Annotated in this window: 20 protein-coding genes and 1 tRNA gene; 5 read left to right on the forward strand and 16 right to left on the reverse strand. The window is 65.6% G+C overall.

Features of this window, described 5'->3' with window-relative positions; genetic code table 11:
- Positions 1-42: 42 nt before the first annotated feature.
- The 3 genes from DXK94_RS01530 to DXK94_RS01540 all read right to left on the reverse strand — a co-directional run bounded on the left by DXK94_RS01530 (position 43) and on the right by DXK94_RS01540 (position 2,457).
- A complete protein-coding gene (locus DXK94_RS01530) occupies positions 43-969 on the reverse strand; it encodes an AEC family transporter (protein WP_115523534.1) in 927 nt (308 codons plus the stop codon).
- 52 nt (positions 970-1,021) lie between these two features.
- A complete protein-coding gene (panD, locus tag DXK94_RS01535; protein WP_176156730.1) occupies positions 1,022-1,447 on the reverse strand; it encodes an aspartate 1-decarboxylase in 426 nt (141 codons plus the stop codon).
- A 95-nt stretch (positions 1,448-1,542) separates the two neighbouring features.
- On the reverse strand, positions 1,543-2,457 hold the full coding sequence (locus DXK94_RS01540; RefSeq protein WP_115523535.1) for a LysR substrate-binding domain-containing protein: 915 nt from the start codon (positions 2,455-2,457) through the stop codon (positions 1,543-1,545).
- Positions 2,458-2,610: 153 nt separating this feature from the next.
- Here DXK94_RS01540 and DXK94_RS01550 point away from each other — a divergent pair, with 153 nt between their 5' ends.
- Positions 2,611-4,074 carry an amino acid permease gene (locus tag DXK94_RS01550; protein WP_079595414.1) on the forward strand — a complete coding sequence of 488 codons (1,464 nt, stop codon included), beginning with the start codon at positions 2,611-2,613 and terminating at the stop codon, positions 4,072-4,074.
- Between the two features lie 132 nt (positions 4,075-4,206).
- On the opposite strand, the gene DXK94_RS01555 is transcribed toward DXK94_RS01550, so the two are convergent.
- Positions 4,207-5,421, reverse strand: a complete 1,215-nt coding sequence (locus tag DXK94_RS01555) for an aromatic acid/H+ symport family MFS transporter (RefSeq protein ID WP_115523536.1) — start codon at positions 5,419-5,421, stop codon at positions 4,207-4,209.
- Between the two features lie 316 nt (positions 5,422-5,737).
- On the opposite strand from DXK94_RS01555, the gene DXK94_RS01560 reads away from it, so the two are divergent.
- Entirely contained in the window at positions 5,738-9,256 is a 3,519-nt protein-coding gene (locus DXK94_RS01560; RefSeq protein ID WP_181884711.1) for a bifunctional proline dehydrogenase/L-glutamate gamma-semialdehyde dehydrogenase, read from the forward strand.
- 108 nt (positions 9,257-9,364) lie between these two features.
- Here the strand turns inward: DXK94_RS01560 and DXK94_RS01565 are convergent, their stop codons facing one another.
- Together DXK94_RS01565 and DXK94_RS01570 are read right to left on the reverse strand one after the other, a co-directional pair.
- Entirely contained in the window at positions 9,365-9,679 is a 315-nt protein-coding gene (locus tag DXK94_RS01565) for a hypothetical protein (protein ID WP_115523924.1), read from the reverse strand.
- 148 nt (positions 9,680-9,827) lie between these two features.
- Positions 9,828-10,682, reverse strand: coding sequence for a LysR family transcriptional regulator (locus DXK94_RS01570; protein WP_115523537.1), 855 nt, complete (start codon positions 10,680-10,682; stop codon positions 9,828-9,830).
- A gap of 143 nt (positions 10,683-10,825) precedes the next feature.
- On the opposite strand from DXK94_RS01570, the gene DXK94_RS01575 reads away from it, so the two are divergent.
- Entirely contained in the window at positions 10,826-12,208 is a 1,383-nt protein-coding gene (locus DXK94_RS01575) for an MFS transporter (RefSeq protein ID WP_115523538.1), read from the forward strand.
- Positions 12,209-12,247: 39 nt separating this feature from the next.
- Here DXK94_RS01575 and DXK94_RS01580 read toward each other — a convergent pair whose 3' ends face one another.
- The 3 genes from DXK94_RS01580 to DXK94_RS01585 form a co-directional block, all read right to left on the reverse strand.
- Positions 12,248-13,435 (reverse strand): N(5)-(carboxyethyl)ornithine synthase, encoded by a 1,188-nt coding sequence (locus DXK94_RS01580; protein WP_115523539.1) that lies wholly within the window; start codon positions 13,433-13,435, stop codon positions 12,248-12,250.
- Positions 13,432-13,572, reverse strand: a complete 141-nt coding sequence (locus DXK94_RS21335; protein ID WP_176156728.1) for a hypothetical protein — start codon at positions 13,570-13,572, stop codon at positions 13,432-13,434. Before DXK94_RS21335 ends, DXK94_RS01580 begins: the two co-directional genes overlap by 4 nt.
- Positions 13,573-13,664: 92 nt before the next feature.
- A tRNA-Gly gene (locus DXK94_RS01585) sits at positions 13,665-13,738 on the reverse strand.
- Positions 13,739-13,979: 241 nt separating this feature from the next.
- Between DXK94_RS01585 and DXK94_RS01590 the strand changes: the two genes are divergently transcribed.
- Positions 13,980-14,444 carry an SRPBCC family protein gene (locus DXK94_RS01590; RefSeq protein ID WP_115523540.1) on the forward strand — a complete coding sequence of 155 codons (465 nt, stop codon included), beginning with the start codon at positions 13,980-13,982 and terminating at the stop codon, positions 14,442-14,444.
- A 43-nt stretch (positions 14,445-14,487) separates the two neighbouring features.
- On the opposite strand, the gene DXK94_RS01595 is transcribed toward DXK94_RS01590, so the two are convergent.
- Positions 14,488-16,206, reverse strand: coding sequence for a CAP domain-containing protein (locus DXK94_RS01595; protein ID WP_258868397.1), 1,719 nt, complete (start codon positions 16,204-16,206; stop codon positions 14,488-14,490).
- A 133-nt stretch (positions 16,207-16,339) separates the two neighbouring features.
- Here DXK94_RS01595 and dcd point away from each other — a divergent pair, with 133 nt between their 5' ends.
- Positions 16,340-16,915 (forward strand): dCTP deaminase, encoded by a 576-nt coding sequence (gene dcd / locus DXK94_RS01600; RefSeq protein WP_115523542.1) that lies wholly within the window; start codon positions 16,340-16,342, stop codon positions 16,913-16,915.
- Positions 16,916-16,930: 15 nt separating this feature from the next.
- On the opposite strand, the gene DXK94_RS01605 is transcribed toward dcd, so the two are convergent.
- From DXK94_RS01605 to DXK94_RS01630, 6 genes are all read right to left on the reverse strand, one after another.
- On the reverse strand, positions 16,931-18,112 hold the full coding sequence (locus DXK94_RS01605; RefSeq protein WP_079595406.1) for a cation:proton antiporter: 1,182 nt from the start codon (positions 18,110-18,112) through the stop codon (positions 16,931-16,933).
- A 5-nt stretch (positions 18,113-18,117) separates the two neighbouring features.
- Positions 18,118-18,600 carry a cation:proton antiporter regulatory subunit gene (locus DXK94_RS01610; protein WP_079595405.1) on the reverse strand — a complete coding sequence of 161 codons (483 nt, stop codon included), beginning with the start codon at positions 18,598-18,600 and terminating at the stop codon, positions 18,118-18,120.
- Positions 18,601-18,640: 40 nt separating this feature from the next.
- Complete coding sequence (locus tag DXK94_RS01615; protein ID WP_115523543.1) at positions 18,641-19,393, reverse strand: cupin; 753 nt, start codon at positions 19,391-19,393, stop codon at positions 18,641-18,643.
- Positions 19,390-20,361, reverse strand: coding sequence for a PmoA family protein (locus DXK94_RS01620; protein WP_115523544.1), 972 nt, complete (start codon positions 20,359-20,361; stop codon positions 19,390-19,392). The genes DXK94_RS01615 and DXK94_RS01620 overlap by 4 nt, the downstream gene beginning before the upstream one ends.
- Entirely contained in the window at positions 20,358-21,458 is a 1,101-nt protein-coding gene (locus tag DXK94_RS01625) for a Gfo/Idh/MocA family protein (RefSeq protein ID WP_115523545.1), read from the reverse strand. The genes DXK94_RS01620 and DXK94_RS01625 overlap by 4 nt, the downstream gene beginning before the upstream one ends.
- 139 nt (positions 21,459-21,597) lie before the next feature.
- The gene (locus tag DXK94_RS01630) at positions 21,598-23,001 is read right to left on the reverse strand and encodes an MFS transporter (protein ID WP_115523546.1); all 1,404 of its coding nucleotides are present in this window, start codon (positions 22,999-23,001) and stop codon (positions 21,598-21,600) included.
- Between the last annotated feature and the right edge of the window lie 124 nt (positions 23,002-23,125).

Here is a 23,125-nt window from a genome sequence, read left to right on the forward strand (position 1 = left end):
TCCAATTGCTCTCTCGGTCCGGGTTGTGCAGTCAGTGCGTTCCTACGTGAGCAGCAGCGCGACGCCGATCATCGCAGGCACAGCCACGATGGTGGTAATCAGGACGGTGTCCTTTGCCACTGTAAGTCCGGTTTTGTAACGGCTGGCGGCCACGAAGACGTTCTGCGCGGTTGGCAGCGCCGAGGTCACCACCACCGCGAACAGGGCATGGTCGTCCATCCCCAGGGCAAACCGGGCGAAAAGGTACGCCAGTGCCGGCTGGACGGCCAGCTTGAAGCCGCTCGCGAGCAGGGTGTCCAGGCGCCGGGCCGCCGCGGCCTGCAGTGGCCGGCTGCCGTTAAGGCTCATCCCGAACGCGATCAGCATCGCGGGGATCGCGGCCCCGCCGATCAGGTGGATGGGTTCCATGACCAGCGCCGGAACCTGGAAGCCGGTCCCGGCAACCACCAGCCCCAGCGCCGAACCCACGATCATGGGGTTCCGCAGGATCATCACGATAAAACTGAGGGGAGTGGTGCGGTGCGAGCTGGTGCTCGAATCCAGGATCATCAGGAACAGCGGGGTGAAGAAGGCGAGCTGGAAAATCAGCAGCGGGGCCACATAGCTGGCATCGCCCAGGACGTAGACGGCGATGGGGATGCCGAGGTTGGCCGAGTTGGCCAGCGACGCCGCCATGGAGGACATCAGGGATTCGGGCAGTGAGCGTTTCAGCCAGAACTTGGCGAGGGCAAAAAAGATGACCGCTGTGGACATGGCGGCCACCGCCGTCACCAGCAGTGGTTCGGCGAAGACTTCCTGAAGGCGGGCCTTGCTCAGCGTTTCGAAGAGCAGCGCCGGGCTGGCCACGAAGAAGGTGAGGGAGCTGAGGACCTGGCGGGCGTTGTCTCCGAGGATTTTCCGCCGGCCCACAAACCAGCCCACCAGGATGATGCACCACACCACAAAGAAGCCCGCCAGCACTCCTAGCACGGGGCAACCTGCCGGTCGCGGCGGAGTTGTCTACCGGGGCTCACGCTCCGGGTTAGAGTGCGGCGTTGTTAAGGGCGAACGGCGGACGCATCATCCCGGGGGTAAGCCCCTCGGCGGGGTCGTTGCCCAGCTGGATGACCTTGTTGTTCTCGTCCACGTGGACCACCCGGGGCTCGTACGCCTTGGCTTCCTCGGAGGTCATCTGTGCGTAGGTAATCAGGATGACAATGTCGTTCTCGTGCATAAGGTGCGCCGCTGCACCGTTGATGCCGATGACGCCGGAGCCGCGCTCGCCCGCGATGGTGTACGTCTCCAGGCGGGCGCCGTTGGTGACGTCCACAATGGACACGAGCTCACCGGGAAGGATGTCGGCAGCATCCAGCAGGTCCAGGTCAACGGTGACCGAACCTACATAGTGCAGGTCGGCGTGCGTGACGGTGGCCCGGTGGATTTTGGACTTGAACATTGTTCGATTCATAACGGCACAAGTCTAGCGCCGGGCCCGCTTCCCCGCAGTGACGCAGGGAACACTTCACAGCCCTCGCTGAAGAGACAATGTACGACGGCGGGTGGTTACGCGGCGTCTTCCCGCGCCACGGCCGCCGCAGCCGCCGCCAGGGTTTCGCGGGCTGCGAGGATGGCAGGCCGCTGCGCGCTTGAACGGCGCACCGAGGTGAAAACCGTGCGGTGCGGTTTGCCCGGAAGCTCCAGCAGCTGGGCAGAGGTGCCGCGCCCGGTCCACACCAGGTCCGGCATCAGGGCCACCGCGTTGCCGGACTCAATCAGCCGGATCTGGGCCTGCAGGTCCGCGGTTTCGAAGCGCACGTCCGGTTCGAAACCGGCGCTGCGGCACGCCTGCTCCGCCCAGTGGCGCGACGCGGCACCCCGCGGCTCCATGACCCAGGCGAGTTCCGCGGTGTCCGCCAGCCCACGGATCGCCGGGCCGCCGTCGGACGCCGGGGGAACAGCCAGCCGGATGGCATCCTTGGTCAGGCGTACGCGGTCCAGCTCGGGATAACGTGGCGCGGCGTGCCCCGGGTACTGCTCGGCGATGACCAGGTCGAAGTCCCGTGCCCACGTCTCGTGGAGCGCCGTTTCGGGCTCTCGCTGGATCATCTCGATCCGGACCTCCGGGTATGTGGCGGACATCCGTGTGAGGGTGTCCGGCATCAGCGCCAGCGCTGCCGACTGGAAGACCGCGATCCGCACGGTTCCGGTGACGGTGGTCAGCGACGCCGCCAGGTCCGCCTCGGCCTGTTCCATCGTCTGGAGCAGCTGCTCCGTGTGGGCCACCAGCACTTCAGCCTGCGGCGTCAGCTGCACCCGCCGGCCGGTTTTCCGGAGCAGCTCCACACCCACCTCCTTTTCCAGGAGGGCAAGCTGCTGGGACACTGACGACGGGCTGTACTGCAGTGCGTCCGCCACCTCAGCAAGGGTCCCGCGGATGCTTAATTCCCGGAGCAGCCGAAGCCTGCGGACATCAAGCATGAGGAATTCCTTACCGAAACTAACGAATATAGGTTAGAAGTAGTCACTTTATCTAATGCAAGCATGCTTGCATACTGTTGGGACCGAGTTACCCCCGTCACAGCCGATTTTCGGCGTGCCGCGGCGGGGTCGCACCCCAAGCAGGAGTTCCTGATGAGTACTAGAGATATGAGCCAGTCGGTCATGCGGCGCAAGCCCATCGATGACATTGAGGAAGAGAACAAACACAGTGGCCTCTTCAAGTCACTCGGGCTGTGGCAGCTGACCGCCATTGGCGTAGGCGGCATCATCGGTGTCGGCATCTTCTCCCTCGCGGGGCTGGTGGCCGCCGGAAGTGAAAGCGCACCCGGAGTGGGGCCGGCTGTGCTGATCTCGTTCCTCGTTGCCGGGCTTGCGTCCGCAGCAGCTGCACTGTCCTACGCGGAGTTCGCGGGAATGATCCCCCGCGCCGGCTCCGCCTACACTTACGGCTACGTGGCCCTGGGCGAAATTATCGGCTGGTTCATCGGCTGGGACCTCCTGCTGGAATACATCGCCATCGTGGCCGTGGTGGCCATCGGCATCTCCGGCTACTTCGACGCCTTCCTCTCCGGCATCGGCATCAACATGCCCCTTTGGATGACCTCCACTGCTGACGAGGGCCGGGGCGGTATCGTGAACATCCCGGCCATCGTGGTGTGCCTCCTGGTGACCTGGATCCTTTCCCGCGGTACCAAGGCGTTTGGCCGGTTCGAGCTCGTGGCCGTGGCCATCAAGGTCCTCCTGATCCTCTTCATCATCGGACTGGGCGTCTTCTATATCGACACCAACAACTACAACCCGTTCATGCCCAGCGGCTTCGGCCCCGTCCTGGCCGGCGCAGCCACCGTCTTCTTCGCCGTCTTCGGCTACGACGCCATGAGCACCGCCGCCGAAGAGGCCAAGGACGGCAAGAAGCACATGCCCAAGGCCATCATCCTGTCGCTGATCATTGCCATGCTGCTTTATGTAGCCGCCACGCTGGTGCTGACCGGCATGCAGAACTACAAGGACATCGACCCCACGGCCGGTTTCGCCTCGGCCTTCACGGGTGTGGGCCTGCCGGTGATTGCCACGATCATCTCCGTGTTCGCCGTCCTGTCCATCCTTACCGTGATGCTGACCTTCCTCCTGGGCGTCACCCGTGTCTGGTTCTCCATGAGCCGCGACGGCCTGCTGCCCGGCTGGTTTGCCAAGACCGACCGCCACGGCACCCCGCAGCGCGTCACGTGGATTGCCGGCGTCGCCTCGGCCCTGCTGGCGGGCGTCTTCCCCATCAAGGCTGTTGCTGACCTGACGAACATCGGCATTCTGGCGGCGTTCGTTGTGGTCTGTTTCTCCGTGATCGTGTTCCGCTACAAGAGGCCCGACGCGCCGCGCACCTTCCGCCTGCCGCTGATGCCTGTCATTCCGGCCTTCGGCGTCCTGGCATCGGCCTTCCTGATGTTCCAGCTCCACTGGGAAACCTGGGCACGCTTTGGGGTGTGGCTGGTGGTGGGCCTGGCGATCTACTTCTTCTACGGCAAGAAAAACTCCCTGATGAACCCCGCCAGCCCGCGGCACGAGGAGATCGTGGAGATGCACCGCCCCCTCCGCTGACCGGCCCTCGGGACGCTCTCTCAGCTTCCGCAGGTTTTCACGCGACGCCCTCTCGCATTGGGAGGAAATAAAAGAACCCTTTCCCACAGTCCTGTGGGAAAGGGTTCTTTTAGTTTCCGGGCGGCAGGCCTACTACGCGACGGCGTTCTCACTGCTGGCAGCCATGGAATGCGGAACTGCCAGCAGCGCAACCACGGCGAGGGCGCCGGCCGTAGCAAAGATGTAGAACCCCCAGGGGTAGGCGATACCCGCTGCGACCAGCCCGCCTGTCACGGCAGGTCCGGCGATGGCGCCGATACGGCCCACGCCTGCCGCGAATCCGAGTGCCGTTGCGCGAAGGCGGGCCGGGAACAGCTGGCTGACCCAGGCGTACACGAGCACCTGGGAACTGAAGACAAACACTCCCGTGACGAAGACCAGGGCGTTAAGCAGGATTGCGTTGTCCACCTTGATGCTCAGGAGGGCGAGGCACACCGCCGAAAGGCCGAACCACAGCAGCACGATGGGTTTGGTGCCGTGCTTGTCCGCCAGGACGCCGGCGATGATGAGGCCGGCAACGGCGCCAAGATTCAGGACCAGGAGCAGGGACAGCCCTGCGCTGACGGGGTAACCGGCGGAGGCCATCAGCTGCGGAAGCCAGGTATTCAGGCCATAGACCAGCAGCAGGCCCATGAACGAGGCTGCAGCAATCGCCGCGGCGACCAGGGGGTAGGGCTTTTTGGCCAGATCCCGGAATCCCGTCCGCTCCTCCGTCCTTGCAGTCCGGACGGAGGGCAGGGTCTCGGGAAGTTTGAACCACAGGAACGGCAGGAGAACCAGGCCGGCGATGCCGCCCACCACGAACATGGTGCGCCAGTCCGGGATGACGATCAATGCAAGGAAGGCGGTGGCCACGGCGCCCACGTGGTATCCCGTCATGGTACGGGTTGTGGACTTGCCGGAGGAACCTGCCGGGGCATAGTCGTTCATGTAGGCAAGGGCAGCCGGAAGGCAGGCCCCGAGACCGGCCCCTGCAAGAAGCCGGAAGGCACCAAATACGGCGACGTTCGGTGCCCACACCACCGCGAGGGTGAAAATCGAGAACCAGAGCACGCATGCAATCAGCAGGTTGCGGCGCCCGAAGCGGTCGGAGAGCGGGGCGATGAAGAGTGCTCCCAGGCCTACACCCACGAGGGAGATGGTGGCGACGAACGTTGCGCCTACGGCGTCGAAGCCCAGTTCGCCCGTCTTGATGAGGGTGGGGATGACGGTGCCAAGCACCACGAGGTCAAAACCGTCCAGGACCATTGCCAGCCAGCAGAGCCACACGGGCCACCGTGACGGGGAGGTGGAGGGGGAAGTTGTCATGGAATCCTCATTGATTAGGGACAGATGGGAGCGCAGCCGGCTGAGAGCCCTGACACATAGTGAGGTGACCTGCGGCATGCTTACGGTCAGCCAGAGTACAGCGCGGTTCATTCAACGTACAAATGTTCGAAGAGCGAACTAAAGCAGGCGCGCATAGGTGCCCTTGCGGCCGGAGGGCGGCGCCCTTCAAGAGGCTCCAAAAGCTTCATGTTTTCTAACCTGTATTGCTTAGAAAACATCGCTTTATCTTATGTGACAGCAAGCTCATACTGGTTCTAAGACCTCCTTGAATCCCCAGGAAAGAACGAGAAAAGCCATGACCCACATTGCAATGGAACCGGCAGTTGCAACCGGCCTCGCGCCGCAGACCGTCGATGTCGACGTGCCCCAGGCCAAAGCACTGGCCAACGACGCCGTCGCCCTGGTCCGCCGCTGGCTGACCGAGGCAGCAAAGGTTCCCGTCGACGCCTCTGCCGAGCAGTTGGCCGGCGTCCTGAAGGACCCCAACGGCCTGGAATTCACGGTCGGCTTCGTGGACGGCGTGGTCCGTCCCGAAGACCTGAACGTCGCCGCCCGCAACCTCGCCGCCCTGGCCCCCAAGGTTCCCGCGTTTCTGCCTTGGTACATGCGCAGCGCAGTGCAGCTGGGCGGCACCATGGCACCGGTCCTGCCGCAGGTTGTCATCCCCGTCGCCCGCAAGGTCCTCCGCGAAATGGTGGGCCACCTGATCGTGGACGCCACCGACGCCAAGCTGGGCCCGGCCATCGCCAAGATCCGCAAGGACGGCGTCAAGCTCAACGTCAACCTCCTGGGCGAGGCCGTCCTTGGCGAGCACGAAGCCTCCCGCCGGCTCGAAGGAACGCACACCCTGCTGGCACGCCCCGACGTCGACTACGTCTCCATCAAGGTCTCCTCCACAGTGGCACCGCACTCCGCGTGGGCCTTCGACGAAGCCGTGGAACACGTCGTGGAGAAGCTCACCCCGCTGTTCCAGCGCGCCGCTTCCTTTGCCCGCGACGGCGGGAAGGCCAAGTTCATCAACCTGGACATGGAGGAGTACAAGGACCTGGACATGACGATCGCGGTCTTCACCCGGATCCTGGACAAGCCGGAGTTCAAGAACCTCGAGGCCGGCATCGTGCTCCAGGCCTACCTTCCGGACGCACTCTCCGCCATGATCCGCCTGCAGGACTGGGCGGCCGAACGCCGTGCCAACGGCGGCGCCGGCATCAAGGTCCGCGTGGTCAAGGGCGCCAACCTGCCCATGGAACAGGTGGAATCCTCCCTGCATGACTGGCCGCTGGCCACCTGGGGCACCAAGCAGGACTCCGACACCAGCTACAAGAGCGTCATCAACTACTCCCTGCACCCGGAGCGCATCAAGAACATCCGGATCGGCGTCGCCGGCCACAACCTGTTCGACATCGCCTTCGCCTGGCTCCTGGCAAAGCAGCGCGGCGTTGAATCCGGCATCGAGTTCGAGATGCTGCTGGGCATGGCGCAGGGCCAGGCTGAAGCGGTCAAGAAGGACGTCGGCTCGCTGCTGCTCTACACACCCGTGGTGCACCCGTCCGAGTTCGACGTCGCCATCGCCTACCTGATCCGCCGCCTCGAAGAGGGCGCCAGCCAGGACAACTTCATGTCCGCCGTGTTTGAACTCAGCGAAAACGAAGCCCTCTTCGAACGTGAAAAGCAGCGCTTCCTCTCCTCCCTGGAGGCCCTGGACAACAGCGTTCCCCTGCCGAACCGCCGGCAGGACCGCAACCTGCCGCCGGCCCCGATGCCGCACGAGGGCTTCGACAACACCCCCGACACGGATCCGTCGCTGCCGGCCAACCGCAACTGGGGCCGGGCCATCCTGGAGCGCGTCCCGTCCTCCACCCTCGGCAACGCATCGGTGGCGGCAGCATCCATCAAGGACGAGGCCACACTCAACACCGTCATCCAGACCGCCCTGGACAAGGGCAAGGCCTGGGGCCAGCTCTCCGGCGACGAGCGGGCCCAGATCCTGCACCGCGCCGGCGATGTCCTGGAGGCCCGCCGGGCGGACCTGCTCGAGGTCATGGCCAGCGAGACCGGCAAGACCATCGACCAGGGTGACCCCGAGGTCAGCGAGGCAGTGGACTTTGCCCACTACTACGCCGAGTCGGCCCGCAAGCTGGAAAAGGTCGACGGCGCCACGTTCGTTCCGGCGAAGCTCACCGTGGTGACGCCGCCGTGGAACTTCCCGGTCGCCATTCCGGCCGGCTCCACCCTCGCGGCACTCGCCGCCGGCTCCGCCGTCGTGATCAAGCCTGCCAAGCAGGCCGCCCGCAGCGGCGCCGTCATGGTCGAAGCCCTCTGGGAAGCAGGCGTTCCAAAGGACGTCCTCACCATGGTCCAGCTCGGCGAACGGGAACTCGGCAAGCAGCTGATCTCGCACCCGGCCGTGGACCGCGTGATCCTCACCGGCGGCTATGAAACGGCCGAACTGTTCCGGTCCTTCCGGCAGGACCTGCCGCTGCTGGCCGAGACCAGTGGCAAGAACGCCATCATCGTCACCCCCAGTGCAGACCTGGACCTGGCAGCCAAGGACGTGGCCTACTCCGCGTTCGGCCACGCCGGCCAGAAGTGCTCCGCCGCCTCACTGGTGATCCTGGTGGGCTCCGTGGCCAAGTCCAAGCGGTTCCACAACCAGCTGATCGACGCCGTCACCTCCCTGAAGGTGGGCTACCCGGAGGACCCCACGAGCCAGATGGGGCCCATCATCGAGCCTGCCAACGGCAAGCTCCTGAGCGCCCTCACCACCCTGGGCGACGGCGAAAACTGGGCCGTTGAACCCAAGAAGCTGGACGACACCGGAAAGCTCTGGAGCCCGGGCGTGCGCTACGGCGTCAAGCGCGGTTCCTACTTCCACCTGACCGAATTCTTCGGCCCGGTGCTGGGCGTGATGACGGCCGACACCCTCGAGGAAGCCATCGCCATCCAGAACCAGATCGAGTACGGCCTGACTGCGGGCCTGCACTCCCTGAACCCGGAGGAGCTGGGAATCTGGCTGGACTCCATCCAGGCCGGCAACCTCTACGTCAACCGCGGCATCACCGGTGCCATCGTGCAGCGGCAGCCCTTCGGCGGCTGGAAGAAGTCGGCAGTCGGCGCCGGCACCAAGGCAGGCGGGCCCAACTACCTGGCCGGCCTGGGGGACTGGACCTCCAGCCGCAGCACGGCAACAGCTGCCGTCACCCACCCGGGCGTCCGCCGGATCATCAACGCAGCCGGCGCCGCTCTGGAGCCTGCCGCGCTGGAATCGGTCCAGCGTGCCTTGGCGTCCGACGCCGAGGCCTGGGCCGACGAATTCGGGACCGCAAAGGACGTGTCCGGGCTGAGCGCGGAACGCAACATCTTCCGCTACCGCAGCCTTCCGGTGACCATCCGCTTGTCCGAAGGTGCGCCGCTGGCGCATCTTGTCCGGACCGTAGCAGCCGGCGTTCTGGCGGGCTCGGAGCTGACGGTGTCCACCGCCGTCGAGCTTCCCGCCCAGCTGCGCCCCGTGCTCACCGCGCTGGATATCGACGTGACGGTGGAGTCCGACGCCGGCTGGCTGGCTTCCGCGGGCCGGCTCGCCAAGGCGGGCAGGCTGTCCGGTGCCCGCGTCCGCCTTATCGGCGGCGACGCCACGGCACTCGCCGAAGCAACGGGCGGCCGTCCTGACCTTGCGGTCTACGCCCACCCCGTCACCGAGGCAGGCCGCGTTGAACTCCTGCCGTTCCTGCACGAGCAGGCCGTCAGCATCACTGCCCACCGCTTCGGCACACCGAACCACCTCTCGGACGCTTTGATCCAGGTCCGGGGATGATGCCCTAGGGCAAGCAGAAGGCCGGGCGGCCACCCTTAGGGGGTGGCCGTCCGGCCTTCTTGATGTCATGTGTCCGCGCCGGCTGCGCGGCAGGAGACCTTGGGAAAATTAGCCCAGGTACCACCCCGGAGGTGACCACGTCACCGGGACGCTGTGGGCTGAGAAATCCTCGCAACGCGTGCAGGTGTAGGCGACTTCGCCGAGCGTAGCCACAGACCCGTCACGGCGGTAGGTGGGCGGAATGTAGGACTCGAGGTAGACGAACTCGTCGGTGCGGCACTTGTCGCAGGTTGGCTTACCCACATAACCGGAATCCGTGGTTGCTATTCCGGCGCCGAGGGTGGATTGGCGTGTGGAAGGCCGCGCGGTGGTGTGCGGACGTGCATGGGCCGCATTGAAATGGGTGTTCCTGGCTGTCGTCATTGGCTGCCTGTCCCGGGCGCGTTCACTGTGATTCAGGCGCGCTCGTGTTGCTGAACCGGCCAGCTGCTTGACCTGGAAAACCAGCATAGATTATGCAACGTTCCGACATCAATGGAGAACGGGTTGTCTCGTGTGCTAAGGCCGCCTGTTAGCCCTGGCGGTTGATGGTCCGGCCCACGATCGACTGCGTCAGGGCATCGATCACCTCCGGGTTGGCCAGCGGGTTGCGGATCAGCGTGAAGTCCACGTCCCCGACGGCCGGAAGGTCGAACCGGCGGGTGATGATTTTCAGGTCCTCGGGAACCAGCGACGACGGCATGACGGCCACGCCGATTCCCGCACGGACGGCGGCCAGCACCCCGCTGATCTGGCGGGTGGTGCACGTGATGCGCCAGGTCCTGCCATGCGCCTCGAGGGCGTCGATGGCAAGTTTCCTGCTCAGGCTGGGGGAGGGGTAGGCGATGAGCGGGACTGGATGGCCCGGTTCCAGCGTGGTCTGCTCAAGTCCCACCCAGGAAAAGGAATCGTGCTGCACCACCGTGCCGTCCTTGGCGCCTGCCACCCATTTCACGAACACCAGATCCAGCTGGCCGGCATTCAGCTTGCGGTACAGCTGGTCGCTTTGCCCCACCGTGAGTTCCAGGTTGATCTGGGGATAGATCTGCCGGAACTCCCGCAGGATCCGGGGCAGTCCGGTAATGGCAAGATCATCCGCGGTGCCGAACCGGAGCCGCCCACGCATGGCCGAACCGGAGAAATAGCGTGCCGCAGCGTCATGCGCGGAGAGAATGTTCCGGGCAAAACCGGCCATCGCGTCCCCGTTGTCCGTGAGCCGGACGTCGCGGGTATCCCTGGTGATCAGCACGCGCTTGGCTGCCGTCTCCAGCTTCCGGATGTGCTGGCTGATGGTGGGCTGGGCCAGGCCCAGCCGCTCGGCGGCCTTCGTGAAGCTGAGGGTTTCGGCAACGGCCAGGAAAGAACGCAACTGGGCTGGTTCGAACACGTCGGGCTCCTTCGGCCGGCACTGCCGGATCTCTCATTGTGCTTCGCAATACGAGTTATAGGGAGAATAGGCCTCCATAATCCGTTGGGCCCAGCCTAGCGTTAAGGGCATCCCGGACCGCCCGCAATTTTGAGGACACCACTGTGGCACCCCCACCGCCGTCATCGGCAAGCGTCACCCAGCCCGTCATCGATTCCGCGGGCACCGCTCCGCTGGACAACCAGACCCAGCCGCTGCCGGTTGCCTCGGAACGCCTTCCCTGGCGGCACACCTTCATCTCCCTGAGAGTCCCCAACTTCCGGATTTTCGCGGCAGGGCATTTCATCGCCGTCATCGCGATCTGGATGCAGCGGATCGCCCAGGACTGGATGGTGCTGCAGCTCTCCGGTTCCGTGACTGCCGTGGGAATCACCGTGGCGCTGCAGTTCCTGCCCTCGCTCCTCCTGGGGCCGTGGGGCGGCATGGTGGCCGACCGCTTCGCCAAGCGGAAGATCCTGATCCTCTGCCAAAGCCTTGCCGCGGTGCTGGCTGCAGCGCTCGCAGCCCTCGCGCTCACCGGAAGCGTCCAGGTATGGCACGTCTATGTGATCGCACTGGTGCTGGGCCTGGTCACGGTCCTCGACCAGCCTGCGCGGCAGGTGTTCGTCAACGAGCTGGTGGGACCCACCTACCTGCGCAACGCCATCAGCGTCAACTCCACCACCTTCCAGCTTGGTGGCTTGATCGGCCCGGCACTGGCCGGGCTGCTGCTGACAGCCGTGGGTGCCGGCTGGGCCTTTGCCGCCAACGCCGTGGCCTGCTGCTCAACGGTAGCCATGCTGCTGGTCCTCCGGAAGGACCAGCTCTTCGTGAGCCCGCCGGCGCCCAAGAGCAAGGGGATGCTGCGCGAGGGTCTCCGTTATGCCCTGAGCAAGCCCACCATCTACTGGCCCTGGCTCATGGCCGGTTTCATTGCAGTGTTCGCCATGAGCCTTCCCGTGGTGCTTGCCGCTTTCGCGGACCACGTGTTCAAGGTTGGTGCCGGCGGCTATGGCCTGCTCAATGCACTGGTGGCGCTGGGCGCCCTGGCGGGGGCCGTGGCTTCCACCCGCCGCCGGCAACTCCGGCTCCGGTCAGTAGTGTTCTGCGCAGGAATGTACGGGGCCATGCTGTGCCTCGCCGCCGGGGCGCCCTCCATGGCTTGGTTCGGCGCTGCGATGGTCCTGTCCGGATTCTGGTGCCTGATGTTCCTCACGGGTTCCAACCAACTGGTCCAGGTCAGCTCCAACATGGGTATCCGTGGCCGCGTGATGAGCCTCTACATCATGGTGCTGATCGGCGGCCAGGCCCTCGGCGGACCCATGCTCGGCTGGATCGCTGAACATGCGGACCCGCACGTGGCCCTGCTGGTTTCCGGCGGGGTGCCGGTGCTCGCGGCCCTGACCGTCGCCGTCGTCCTGGCGCGAAAGGGTTCGCTCAAGCTGCAGGTGGACTTCAAGGACCGGAGCCACCCGGTGCGCATCGTGAAAGCGGCCGCGGCTGCGTGAGAATGCAGATGCCGGCACGTTTCAGCGTGCCGGCATCGCTTAACGAAGGTGCGCTTTAAGAGCCGGTTGCACCTGCAGCACACGGTGCGGGTACGCCTCATCGCGCTGCTGGAACTCCAGCACGTCCTGGTTGCGCACCACGCCGTCGCGGATTTCAATGGCACGGGTGATGGTGTCGCTTCCCGCCCAGGAATCGGGCCCGCCCATGACCGCTTCCAGGAACGGCTGCAGGGCCTGGCTGATTTCCCAACTCGAGGAATTCCACAAATACGACGGGCTGTGGTCCACCGCGTAGTAGCTGATGTGGTCCCCGATGGTCACCATCGGCTCGGCAAAGGTGGTGGAACGCGCCCAGCTGAAGCCCATGCCGGGGTCGCAGGACACGTCGATGATGAGGCTGCCCGGGGCGAAGGCGTCCAGGTCCTCGGTCTGCAGATACGTCAGCGGATTGTTCGGGTCCTGCAGGGTGCAGTTGACCACGATGTCGCTTTCGGCGAGGAACGGGGCGAGCGGAACCCGGCCCCGCTCGGTGATGACCTGGCTCAGGAAGGGCGCCTCGTCGTCGTGGTCGAACTGCACGATGTTCACGGAGTGGATGGGGGCGCCAACGGCGGCGACTCCCCTGTTGGTCAGCACCTGCACATCGTGGATCCCATGCGCATTCAGCGCAGTGACGGCGCCACGGGCGGTGGCTCCAAAGCCAATCACCACGGCACTCAGGCGCCGCCCGTAATCTCCCGTTGAACCCGTCAGGGAGAGCGCATGCAGAACCGAGCAGTACCCGGCCAGTTCGTTGTTCTTGTGGAACACGTGCAGGCCGAACCCGCCGTCGCTGGCCCAGTGGTTCATGGCCTCGAAGGCAATCAGCGTGAGCTTCTTGTCGATGGCCAGCTGCGTGATGGCGCGGTCCTGGACGCAGTGGGGCCAGCCCCACAGAACCTGCCCGTCACGCAGTTCGGCGAGATCCTCTGGCTGCGGCTTAGGCAGCAGCACGATGTCCGATTCCGCCAGTAGCTCTTCCCTGCTGGCGATCGTGCCCACAAGGGTGGCGAGGTGCTGGTCCGAAACCCCGAAGCGCTCGCCGTAGCCGTGCTCCAGGATGATCCGCCGCCGCAGGGCCGGGGCAATGCGTTCAAAATGCAGGGGATGAATGGGGAGGCGGAGTTCGTCCGGTTTCCTTGTTGATGCCAGGACTCCCAGGCTCAGTTGGCTCTGGTGGCCGGTCACTTCTTTTTGGGAGCCTTGCCGGACGTGATGTCCAGGGAACTGGCCGGTGCGGAGGCGGCCTTCTTATCTGCGCGTTTTTCCTTGATGGACTTGCCGGACTTTTTTGATGCCGTTTGACGCGGGGACTTGTCAGCCATGATTGCTCCTGTAGCGGAACCGAAAAGGTTCCTGACTACTGACGATACACCTGGGCGCCTAACGGGGCTGCAGGTGCCGCCAAGGGCAAGAGTGGAGCGGCTGACGGGAATCGAACCCGCGTATCAAGCTTGGGAAGCTAGCGCTCTACCATTGAGCTACAGCCGCATTGCCCCCACTCGCGCGGGGCAGAACTTAGCTTAGCGCAGTTGCGGCGGCGTGCCGCCCAACCCGAAAGCCGCGCCGCCGTGTCCCGTTACCCGCGGCGTCATCCAGTAACTCTTCAATAACGTCCCCCTGCCTGGCTAGGTGGGGACACAATGAGCTGGCTAACCTGAACCGGATAGCTGCGGGCGTCAGGGGGAGGCGGCTATTGCGGCAGGCCGACGTCAACCACAGGAAGAATTTCATGGCATTCGCAGAGCACGAGGTCCTCATCCGGCGTGACGCCATGGCTGTGTACCTGTACCTGCTCGACGCCACCAATCTTCCGCTCTGGCGCGAGGGCGTCCGCAGCGTCAAGCTGCTCCAGGGCCCGGCCGGGACCAAGGGCGCCGTGTACCGGCAGATGGTGGCAGGGCGGTCCGGACTGAGCATTCCGGCCGACCTGGAAATCACGCAGGCAAGGCCAGGGGCGGAGATAGAGTTCCAGGTCACCTCCGGCCCCGCCAACCGCACGGGCGGTTACTACCTCAGCACCGAGGGCTCGGGAACCCGCGTCAGGTTCGCGCTGGAAGCATTGCCGGAGGGCTCATTCGGCTTCCTCGACCGGCTCGGCCTCCTGAACCGGATGGTCCAGCGAAGTGTCTGCTCCGAGGTTGCCCAGCTGGACCGGCTCAAGGACGTCCTGGAACTTCAGCCCGCCACCCAGTAGGCGGCCGGCCGCAGCTTGTTGCGCAGCCGCCGCCCGGGTTGGCCTACTGTGCCAGCCGCTGTCCGGACCACGGCCCGGCGATGTTCGACGGCGTGGCAAGGGTTCCACCGGTCAGGTCCCAGTACTGCACCACGTCCGACGCCCGGCGGAGCGCCAGTCCCGTCGAGTTCAGCCCGGTGACGTCCCGCAGCGCCTTGACGCCCGTGACGTCCTGCCACCCCGTGGCGACAGTCGGCCTCGCTTCCGCCCGCAGGGCGATGGTTCCCCAGCCCCGATAGAGCTGCACAGCACCATCGGACCGCACTGCCAGGATGTCCTGGAAGCCGTCGGCGTCGTAATCAACCATGGAGAGCCGGCTGGCCGTGATGCCGCTGGCAATAAGCGTGCGTCCGGAAAGGTCACCGGTGCCCTTGTTGGGGTACAGGTAAAGGCCGCCGGCAGTATCCAGGGCGAGGATCTGGGGCATCCGGTTGTTGGCGCACCAGCCACCCACCGCCAAGGTCAGGGACTGCCATCCCCCCGCTCCCAGCGTGACAGGAGCCTGGAATCCACCGGTGGCGATGCCCCGGTGAAACGTGAGGTTCCCATTGGTCCATTGCGTCAGCAGGTCATACGCGCCGTCACGGTCCCAGTCCGTCACGAAGACCTCCTTGGCGCCGGTGAACCCGGAGCCGATCACCTTGGCCGGAGCGTAGGAGCGCGCGCCCAGCGAGGACCGGTTAAGGAGCTGGCCGGCGGAATCCACGGTTACCAGGTCTGCCGGGCCCTTGATCGCGGCGGCGGACAGGTCAAGCGTGGGCGGCATGTGCCTGACGGGGGCATCGCACATGCTGGCAACCGGCGGCGGGAAGGCGTTGCCTGAGCCTGCGCCGCCGGGGGAATCGGTGGTGCCTGCCGGAAGTGTTGTGTAGCCGAAGAAGTTGACCACGCCCCAGATTTTGTACGTGCTGTCCGTGTACGAGATCCCGGCGCCCATGACATTGAAACGCGGGTCGAGCAGCATGGCGTTGTGGCCCGGGGAACCCTTCCACCATTCCACCAGCTGAGCGGCATCGCGGTCCGTGCGGATGGCGATGACCTCGCCGGCGCCGTTGTTCGGATTCATGGCGCGCGGATCCGTCCAGAAACTGGCGCGGTGCTCAATCACCTCCCGCGAGGCAATGTTGTCGGACCATTCCTGCGCCAACCCGGCAACGGTGGCATGGTATTTCACCGGGTTCAGCTTGTTGGCCACCCTGTATTCATTGATCCGGTTGAACACCGTGAGGACAGCTGCGGCATTGCTGTCCCGGACCAGGCCTTCAGGTGCGGGCATCGCCGTGGCGGACTCGGGGGCCGCCAGGCGGGTGGCCGGGGGTGAGGCCAATTCCTCGTCCGGCGCCCACAGCGGCGGGATCCAGGGGACAGGGTCTGCAGAGCCGGCCGGAGCAGGTTCTCCGGTAACCGCGGGCGTGGGCGCAGGTGCAGCGGGGGCATCTGTGGACGGGCTGACGGCGGGCTCGGTGACCATGCTTGTCGCAGCAGCAGGTGATGCCGGGCGGATGTCCGGTTCCACAGCGGGTTTCAGGATGGACCCGGCGGATCCGCCGTCGGCGGAGGCACCGCCGTCGTTGACCGCAGGCTCCAGTGAGACGCCCAGCGGAGCCGCTGCGCCGGCCGACTGGCTGGCGGGCGCCGGCACGGACAGTGTTCCCGCTGATGATGAGACCAGCGCAAGGGCGCAGAGCACACCAATAAAAGAGGGCGCAACCAATTTATTCACAACATCCCCAGCTCTGTTGGGCCATCCGGGAGACCATCCGGCGCCTGTGCATCTGAGGCAACATTAGCCCCACTAGGCCACAGCAACAACGGGAAAATATAGGTGTGGATAAGGCATACGGTAATTTGGGACGGTGCTGATCTCTGACCGCGATATTCGTGCCGAAATAGACTCCCAACGGATCGTGCTGGAGCCGTACGATTCGGCGATGGTGCAGCCGTCATCCGTGGACGTCCGGATCGATAAGTTCTTCCGGCTTTTCGACAACCACAAGTACGCGCACATCGACCCTGCCCAGGAGCAGCCCGAGCTGACGCGGCTGGTGGAAGTGGAGCAGGACGAAGCCTTTATCCTGCACCCCGGCGAGTTCGTCCTGGGCTCAACCTACGAGACTGTTACGTTGCCGGATGACATCGCGGCGCGCCTGGAAGGCAAGTCCTCCCTGGGGCGGCTGGGGCTCCTGACCCACTCCACCGCGGGGTTCATTGACCCCGGTTTCTCCGGCCATGTGACCCTGGAGCTGTCCAACATGGCCACGCTGCCCATCAAACTGTGGCCGGGCATGAAGATCGGCCAGCTGTGCTTTTTCCGGCTGACGTCCTCCGCTGAGTACCCGTACGGCCATGGCGGGTATGGCAACCGCTACCAGGGCCAGCGCGGGCCCACAGCCAGCCGCAGCCACCTGAACTTCCACCGCACCAGCATTTAGGGCCGGTATCGGAGGCTACGCCTTTGCGGCGACGCCCGGGCTCCCCGTCGCCATCCTGGCGAGCGGTTCAACGTAGCGGGCTGCCAGCGGTCCAACCACGGCCATGATCAGCACGTAGGCGGTGGCCAAGGCAGCGAGTTCCGCGGGAATGGCTCCGGAGGCCACGGCCAGCCCGGCGATAACGATGGAAAATTCCCCGCGCGCAATCAGCGTAGCCCCGGCACGGAACTGGCCGGGACGTGCAATATTTGCCCGCTTCGCCGCCCAGATCCCGGTGGCCATCTTGGTCACGGCCGTGATGACGGCCAGCACCAGGGCCCACCCCAGTACGGGCGGGATGGATGTGGGGTCGGTATTGAGGCCGAACGCCACGAAGAAGATGGCCGCGAACAGGTCACGCAGCGGTTCAAGGATGCGTGTGGCGTTATGGGCGGTGGCTCCGGAAATGGCGATGCCCAGCATAAACGCGCCTACCGCCGCTGAAACCTGCATGGCTGACGCCACCCCGGCTATCAGCAGGGCGGCGCCGAGGACGTTCAGGAGGAAGACCTCGGAGTTCTCGCTGTGGACGGCCTTGGAGACGCTGTGGCCGTGGCGCAGGGCCACCATAAGCACGAGGCTTACCACCGCCAGCGCGATGCCCACCGTTGTGAGGCCGCCCAGGAAGCTGACGCCGGCAAGGATGGCCGTCAGGATGGGCAGGTAGACGGCCATGGCCAGGTCCTCGAACACCAGGATGGACAGCACTACGGGAGTTTCGCGGTTGCCCAGGCGGCCGAGGTCGGTGATGACTTTCGCAGCGATCCCCGACGACGAGATGTAGGTGACGCCGCCCAGCACCATGGCTCCCACCCCGCCCCAGCCCAGGTAATACGCCAGGGCGGCGCCTGGCAGGAAGTTCAGGACGAGGTCGAGGACACCGCCCTGCCATGACCGCTTGAGGCCGGTAAACAGCTCCGCTGCCGTATATTCCAGCCCGAGCATAAGCAGCAGCAGGATGACGCCGATCTCGCCGGAAAGATGTGCGAACTCGTGCATGCCTTCGAGCTTGACGATCCCCCCGGCACCGAAAGCGAGCCCGCCCAGGAGATAGAGCGGGATAGGTGACATTCCAATCCGTCCGGCGAGCCTGGCCAACAGGCCAAGGCAGAACACAACGGCCCCCAGTTCAATGAGGGTCAGGGCCAGCGGATCCATAGGATTTATCCGTGGCGCAGGATGTCGGCCGCCGAGTCGAGGCCTTCCTGGGTTCCGACTGCCACCAGCAGGTCACCCGTGTGAAGCACGACGTCGGGTCCCGGCGACGGGAGCACCTCGCCTTCACGCATGATGGCCACAATGGACACGCCGCACCGGGTGCGGATGCAGGCCTTGCCCATCGGCTGGTTCTGGAACGGGGAGTCCGGAGCGATGGAGAACTGCCGGGTGACGATCCCGGGGACATCCTTGTGCTCCTCCGTCAGCTTCATGGCCAGGTGCTGCCCTCCCAGAAGGTTGCCCAGGGTGGCTGCTTCGTCGCTGGTCAGCGGAATTGAAGCCTGGCAGGTATCGGGATCGTCCCAGGTGGAAACGATAAGTTCCGTCTGGCCCTCCCGCAGCTCCACCACGCCGATCCGGCGCCCGGATGCTGTCATGAAATCCTTCCGCCGGCCCAGGCCCGGAAGGTTGGTCTCATCCACGTTCATGATCCAAGCCTAGTCTCCCGGGACGCACTTGGCGCGGGAGTCATACCACCCGGGAATCATCCCAGGTGGTCAGCCTTCCGCACATGCCGTACCCCTCGCCGGGGCGGCGGCCGGCGGTGGCCACTGCCGCTCCGGCCAACGGCCGCGCCGAGCCGTCCGCCAGGTCCTCCAGCGCCTGCTCCGTTGCGTCAACCTGGCTGCGGACCGTTTCCGACCAGATCTTCTTCCAGCGCTCCACGCGCGGGCGTACCAGGACGGCGGCTGCACGGTGGAAAGCGGCAAGGGCGTCAGGGCCCTCACGCAGGACGGATGTATGCAGCTCGGCGTATCCTTCCACGGCGAGGTCGCGGCGCCTGCGGGCGGCTGCGGCGACGACGGCCTCGTCAGCATCGCGTGGCAGTACCGCGTGCTGCACGTACTTGTCCGGATCCGCCAGGATGGCCCGGGGAAACGTGAGGACAGCGTCCCCTGCCTCGGGCAGCCCGGCGTTGGACATGATCACATTGAGGGTGAGCTGACGGGAATTGACCAGCCGGTGGACTGTCCCGGGGCTGAACCAAAGCAGTGAACCGGCGGCAAGCCCATGTTCCGCGGCTCCCGCCATGGAGATGGTGTGCACCTGGCCGGTGCCGCCCGTCACCACGTAGGCCTCGGTGGAAACGGTATGCAGGTGGGGCGACCCTCCGCACAGCCCGTCAGCGGCCTCCCAGTCATAGACCCGGAGGCCGCTGACCGCGGTCCCGCCCGGAAAGCCGGGAACGCCCGGTAAGCCGGGAACGCCTGCAGTGTTCACTGGCCGTTCCGGCCCTGGGTGGCGGCCAGGAGTTCCCGTGCCGCAAGGGCCAGGGCTTCGGACCGCTGGGCGTCGGACTGCCCGTCGGCGATTACCACCCCGTACCGGTAGTGCAGGGTGGTGCCGGCCTCGAACAGGACTTCCTGGCTGAAAAACGGTGCCGGCCCCATGCAGGCGAATGGCTCCGACCGGGCAAACCACTCCGGCTCGGGGTGTTCACTGCCGGGATCATCCACCATGACCAGAGTGGAGAAGCGGCAGGTCTCATCGTGCTGGCCAACGAAGGAAAGCCAGGGTGCCCGCTGGCCGCGGAGCTCCTCGCCGGTAGCGCCGCCCGGTCCGATGATGGACCCACCGGCAAAGGACCGCGGACCGCGCCAGAACAGGCCGCCGTAGCCGGCGTTCTCCCGTCCCTCGGTAGTGGGCGAGCCGATGTGGATGGGTTCCCCTGAGACGTTGGTCATGGCCGTGTCGAAAACCAGGGTGTAGCTGCTGTCCGTCCCCGGCACCACCTGGAAGGACCGCTCCTCCTCCACCACAAGGGAGCCCTGCTGCGTGACCCACTGCAGGGAATGGGCAAAACGGAACGTGCCGTCGTCGTCCGTTGCCTGGCCAAGCTCGCGGTGCCGCATGGCGCCGTTGTTCGGCAGCCACCGGTAGTCCTGCCCCCGCCGGTAACTGGGCCCGCCCCAGAAATTGTCCGGGCCAAGGTGCGGCAGTGACCAGGCGATGCCCTTGTGCCACACATGGTCGTGCGGGCGGTAGGCGCTCACCAGGTCCCCCGTCCTGGTCCGGACGGGGTGGAAGTACGGCCGCGGGGACTCCTCCTGCGGGTCATTGGCGGCATACGTATACGTCAGGACCTGGACGCCGTCGAGGGTGACGGTGACGGCTGCGCCGTCGTCCGTCCAGCTGAACGGGCCGCCGGTGGTGGAGGTGCCGGCGGCGGGGGCGGTGGTGGTGCTCATGCATTGCTCTTTTCGAGTTTCCAGGGTTCCAGCCGGCCGTCGGCACGGTCGAAGAACGGGTTTCCTTCAGTGATGTCGCCGCGGCGCACCGTCTTGCCGGTGATGGCGGAGGCGTAGATGGCGGCGGCGAGCTCCATGGTGGGGTAGGCCTCGGCGAGGGTGACCGGCGGGACGGCTCCGGAGCCGATGGCCTCCACAATGTGCGAGTACTGGGCGGGGTGCCCGCTGGGGACGGCGGCGGAACCGTCTGCCCATAGGCCGGCAAGGTGCTCCTGTCCAGGCGCGGGGGTAAAACGCCAGTGGGAGTCGTCGTAGCCGTAGAGGTGCTCGAGCTCAACGGTGGCGTTCTCGTAGTCGAACCTGAGCTGAGACGTCTCCCGGGGGGAGATGACGGAGTTGATGACGGTGCTCAGGGCGCCGGATTCGAACCGTACGATGGCCGTGGACACATCCTCCGTTTCCGTGCGCCGGGCAAGCCGGCCCGCGAACGCGGTGACTTCCTGCCAGGGGCCCCACAGGTGGAGCAGCATGTCGAACTGGTGAATGCCGTGCCCCATGGTGGGCCCGCCGCCCTCAACATCCCACAGGCCGCGCCATGGAACGTCAAAGTACTCCTGGTTGCGGAACCACAGCGTGTTGCAGAAGCCGGTGAGCGGGTTGCCGAGGACCCCCGATTCCTGCAGCGCTGCCAGTTTGCGCGCGCCCGTGCCAAAGCGGTGCTGGAAGATGCAGCTCACGTGTTTGCCCGATGCCCGCTCCGCCGCCTGCAGTTCAACCATTTGCCGCAGCGACAACGCGGGCGGCTTTTCAAGCACCACGTTCAGGCCCAGGGCGAGTGCCTCCAGGGCAAGGGAAGCGTGCGACGACGGCGGCGTGCAGATTGCCACCACGTCCAGCGTGGCGTCGGCGGCCGCAGCCAGGCTTGGCGCGGTCTGCGCGAACCCGGTCTCTGCCGCAAAGGCGGCGGCCCGGTCAGGGTCGATGTCCACGGCAACCACCAGCTCTGCCCCGGCCAGCTTGAGGGCTTCAGCGTGGGCGTGGGCTATCCCGCCGGTACCGATGATTCCGGCCCGGGGGCGTGGAGGGGTCCGTTGCATGGGCAGTGCTCCTCGTCATTGAAAGCATTCAAAATGTTATCACCTCCCAGTATGTGATCGATAACAAAAGGAGTCAATGCTTCCGGTAAGGAATCCGGATGCTTTTCCTGCTCTGCCGCAGGCAGGCTGCTCCGTCCGGTCAGGCGGCCGGAACAACCGCGATGGACGCCTTCCCCGGAGACTTCACGGGCAGCAGGACAAGGAGCCCGGCGAGGAGGACCACCATGATGCCCAGGATTCCCCAGCGTTGCGCCTGGCCGGATGCCACCATCGGCGTGGCCACCGCAATGCAGAGCGTGAACAGGGCCGGCGCCAGGAAGCTGACGGCCCGGCCGGTGGTGGCGTACAGGCCGAAGAGCTCGCCCGATTCGCCATGCGGGGCAAGCCGGGCCAGGTAAGCCCGCGAGGAGGACTGGGCCGGCCCCACGAACAGGCAAAGGAAGAGGCCGAACACCCAGAAGGTGGTGCTGCCGGCCCAGTCCATGCCGAAGAAGACGTAGTCGCCGTTGCCGAGGACCAGGATGACCGTGCCGGCAATCAGCAGGCCTACCAGGGAGCCGATGATCACTGCCTTGGGTCCCACCCGGTCATCAAGGAATCCGCCGATCATCGCGCCAACGGCCGCCACCACGTTTCCGAAGATGGCGAAGAAGATGACCTGTGACAGCTCAAAGCCGAAGGTGCCGGCGGCGATGATTCCACCGAACGTGAAGACCGCCGCCAGGCCGTCGCGGAACACCGCACTGGCCAGCAGGAAGTAGATGGTGTGGGGGCTGGTGGCGTAGATCGCCTTGATCCGCCGGGCCAGCAGTCCGTAGCTGGCCAGGAAGCCCAGCCGCGCCGCCTGGCCGGTCCTCGGCAGTTCGGGGACCGCAAACAGCACAGGCAGGGCGAAAATGAAGAACCACAGGGCCGAAAAGAGAGCAACCAGCCGGATATTCAGGCTGTCCTCGGTGGAGGCGCCGAACCATTCGAAGCTGGGCTGGACGAACAGCTGCAGGACCACCAGCAGCGCCACGATGCCGCCCAGGTATCCCGCGCCCCAGCCAAACCCGCTGACCTTGCCAATGTTCCGGGGTGTTGAGATCTGGGCGAGCATGGCGTTGTAGTTGACGCCGGCGAATTCGAAAAAGACGTTTCCGAGGGCGATCAGGGATACTCCGAGGAGAAGGAATTCAGGACGCGGGAACACAAAAAAGCACAGGGCTGTCAGGATGGCGACGGCAGCCGTGTTGATTCCCAGCCACAGCTTCCGCCGGCCGCCGGCGTCGGAGCGCTGCCCGGTGACGGGGGCCAGCACTGCGATGGCGAAGCCCGCCACGGCCAGGGCGCCGCCCAGGACCGCCGATGCCTGGTCCTCCCCGCCGAAGGCGTTGGACGTCAGGTAGACGGTGAACACGAACGTGGTCATCACGGCGTTGAAGGCGGCGGAGCCCCAGTCCCAGGAAGCCCAGGCCAGGATCCGGCCCTTGCTGGACGCGTGGTGCCCGGATTCAAGTTCCGAGGCCGGCTGCATGGCCCCGGGAGCGCTGGCGGTGTTCATACGATGCATCGTATCCGCCGGTGGCGAACATCCAGCGGACGCGGCCCCCGGGCCTCCGGGGGAGGACGGCGTCAGCGGCTGCCAAGCCGACAGAACGGGTACAAGGACTTGATAAACTGTCCAC

This window comes from Arthrobacter sp. RT-1 (assembly GCF_003367205.1).
Classification (GTDB): domain Bacteria; phylum Actinomycetota; class Actinomycetes; order Actinomycetales; family Micrococcaceae; genus Arthrobacter.

Bases quoted from the DNA above. Each gene is read 5' to 3' on its own strand.
- panD (WP_176156730.1), bottom strand. From the start codon at position 1,447: ATGAATCGAACAATGTTCAAGTCCAAAATCCACCGGGCCACCGTCACG.
- DXK94_RS01540 (WP_115523535.1), bottom strand. From the start codon at position 2,457: ATGCTTGATGTCCGCAGGCTTCGGCTGCTCCGGGAATTAAGCATCCGC.
- DXK94_RS01550 (WP_079595414.1), top strand. From the start codon at position 2,611: ATGAGTACTAGAGATATGAGCCAGTCGGTCATGCGGCGCAAGCCCATC.
- DXK94_RS01555 (WP_115523536.1), bottom strand. From the start codon at position 5,421: ATGACAACTTCCCCCTCCACCTCCCCGTCACGGTGGCCCGTGTGGCTC.
- DXK94_RS01560 (WP_181884711.1), top strand. From the start codon at position 5,738: ATGACCCACATTGCAATGGAACCGGCAGTTGCAACCGGCCTCGCGCCG.
- DXK94_RS01565 (WP_115523924.1), bottom strand. From the start codon at position 9,679: ATGACGACAGCCAGGAACACCCATTTCAATGCGGCCCATGCACGTCCG.
- DXK94_RS21335 (WP_176156728.1), bottom strand. From the start codon at position 13,572: ATGGCTGACAAGTCCCCGCGTCAAACGGCATCAAAAAAGTCCGGCAAG.
- DXK94_RS01590 (WP_115523540.1), top strand. From the start codon at position 13,980: ATGGCATTCGCAGAGCACGAGGTCCTCATCCGGCGTGACGCCATGGCT.
- DXK94_RS01605 (WP_079595406.1), bottom strand. From the start codon at position 18,112: ATGGATCCGCTGGCCCTGACCCTCATTGAACTGGGGGCCGTTGTGTTC.
- DXK94_RS01610 (WP_079595405.1), bottom strand. From the start codon at position 18,600: ATGAACGTGGATGAGACCAACCTTCCGGGCCTGGGCCGGCGGAAGGAT.
- DXK94_RS01620 (WP_115523544.1), bottom strand. From the start codon at position 20,361: ATGAGCACCACCACCGCCCCCGCCGCCGGCACCTCCACCACCGGCGGC.
- DXK94_RS01625 (WP_115523545.1), bottom strand. From the start codon at position 21,458: ATGCAACGGACCCCTCCACGCCCCCGGGCCGGAATCATCGGTACCGGC.
- DXK94_RS01630 (WP_115523546.1), bottom strand. From the start codon at position 23,001: ATGAACACCGCCAGCGCTCCCGGGGCCATGCAGCCGGCCTCGGAACTT.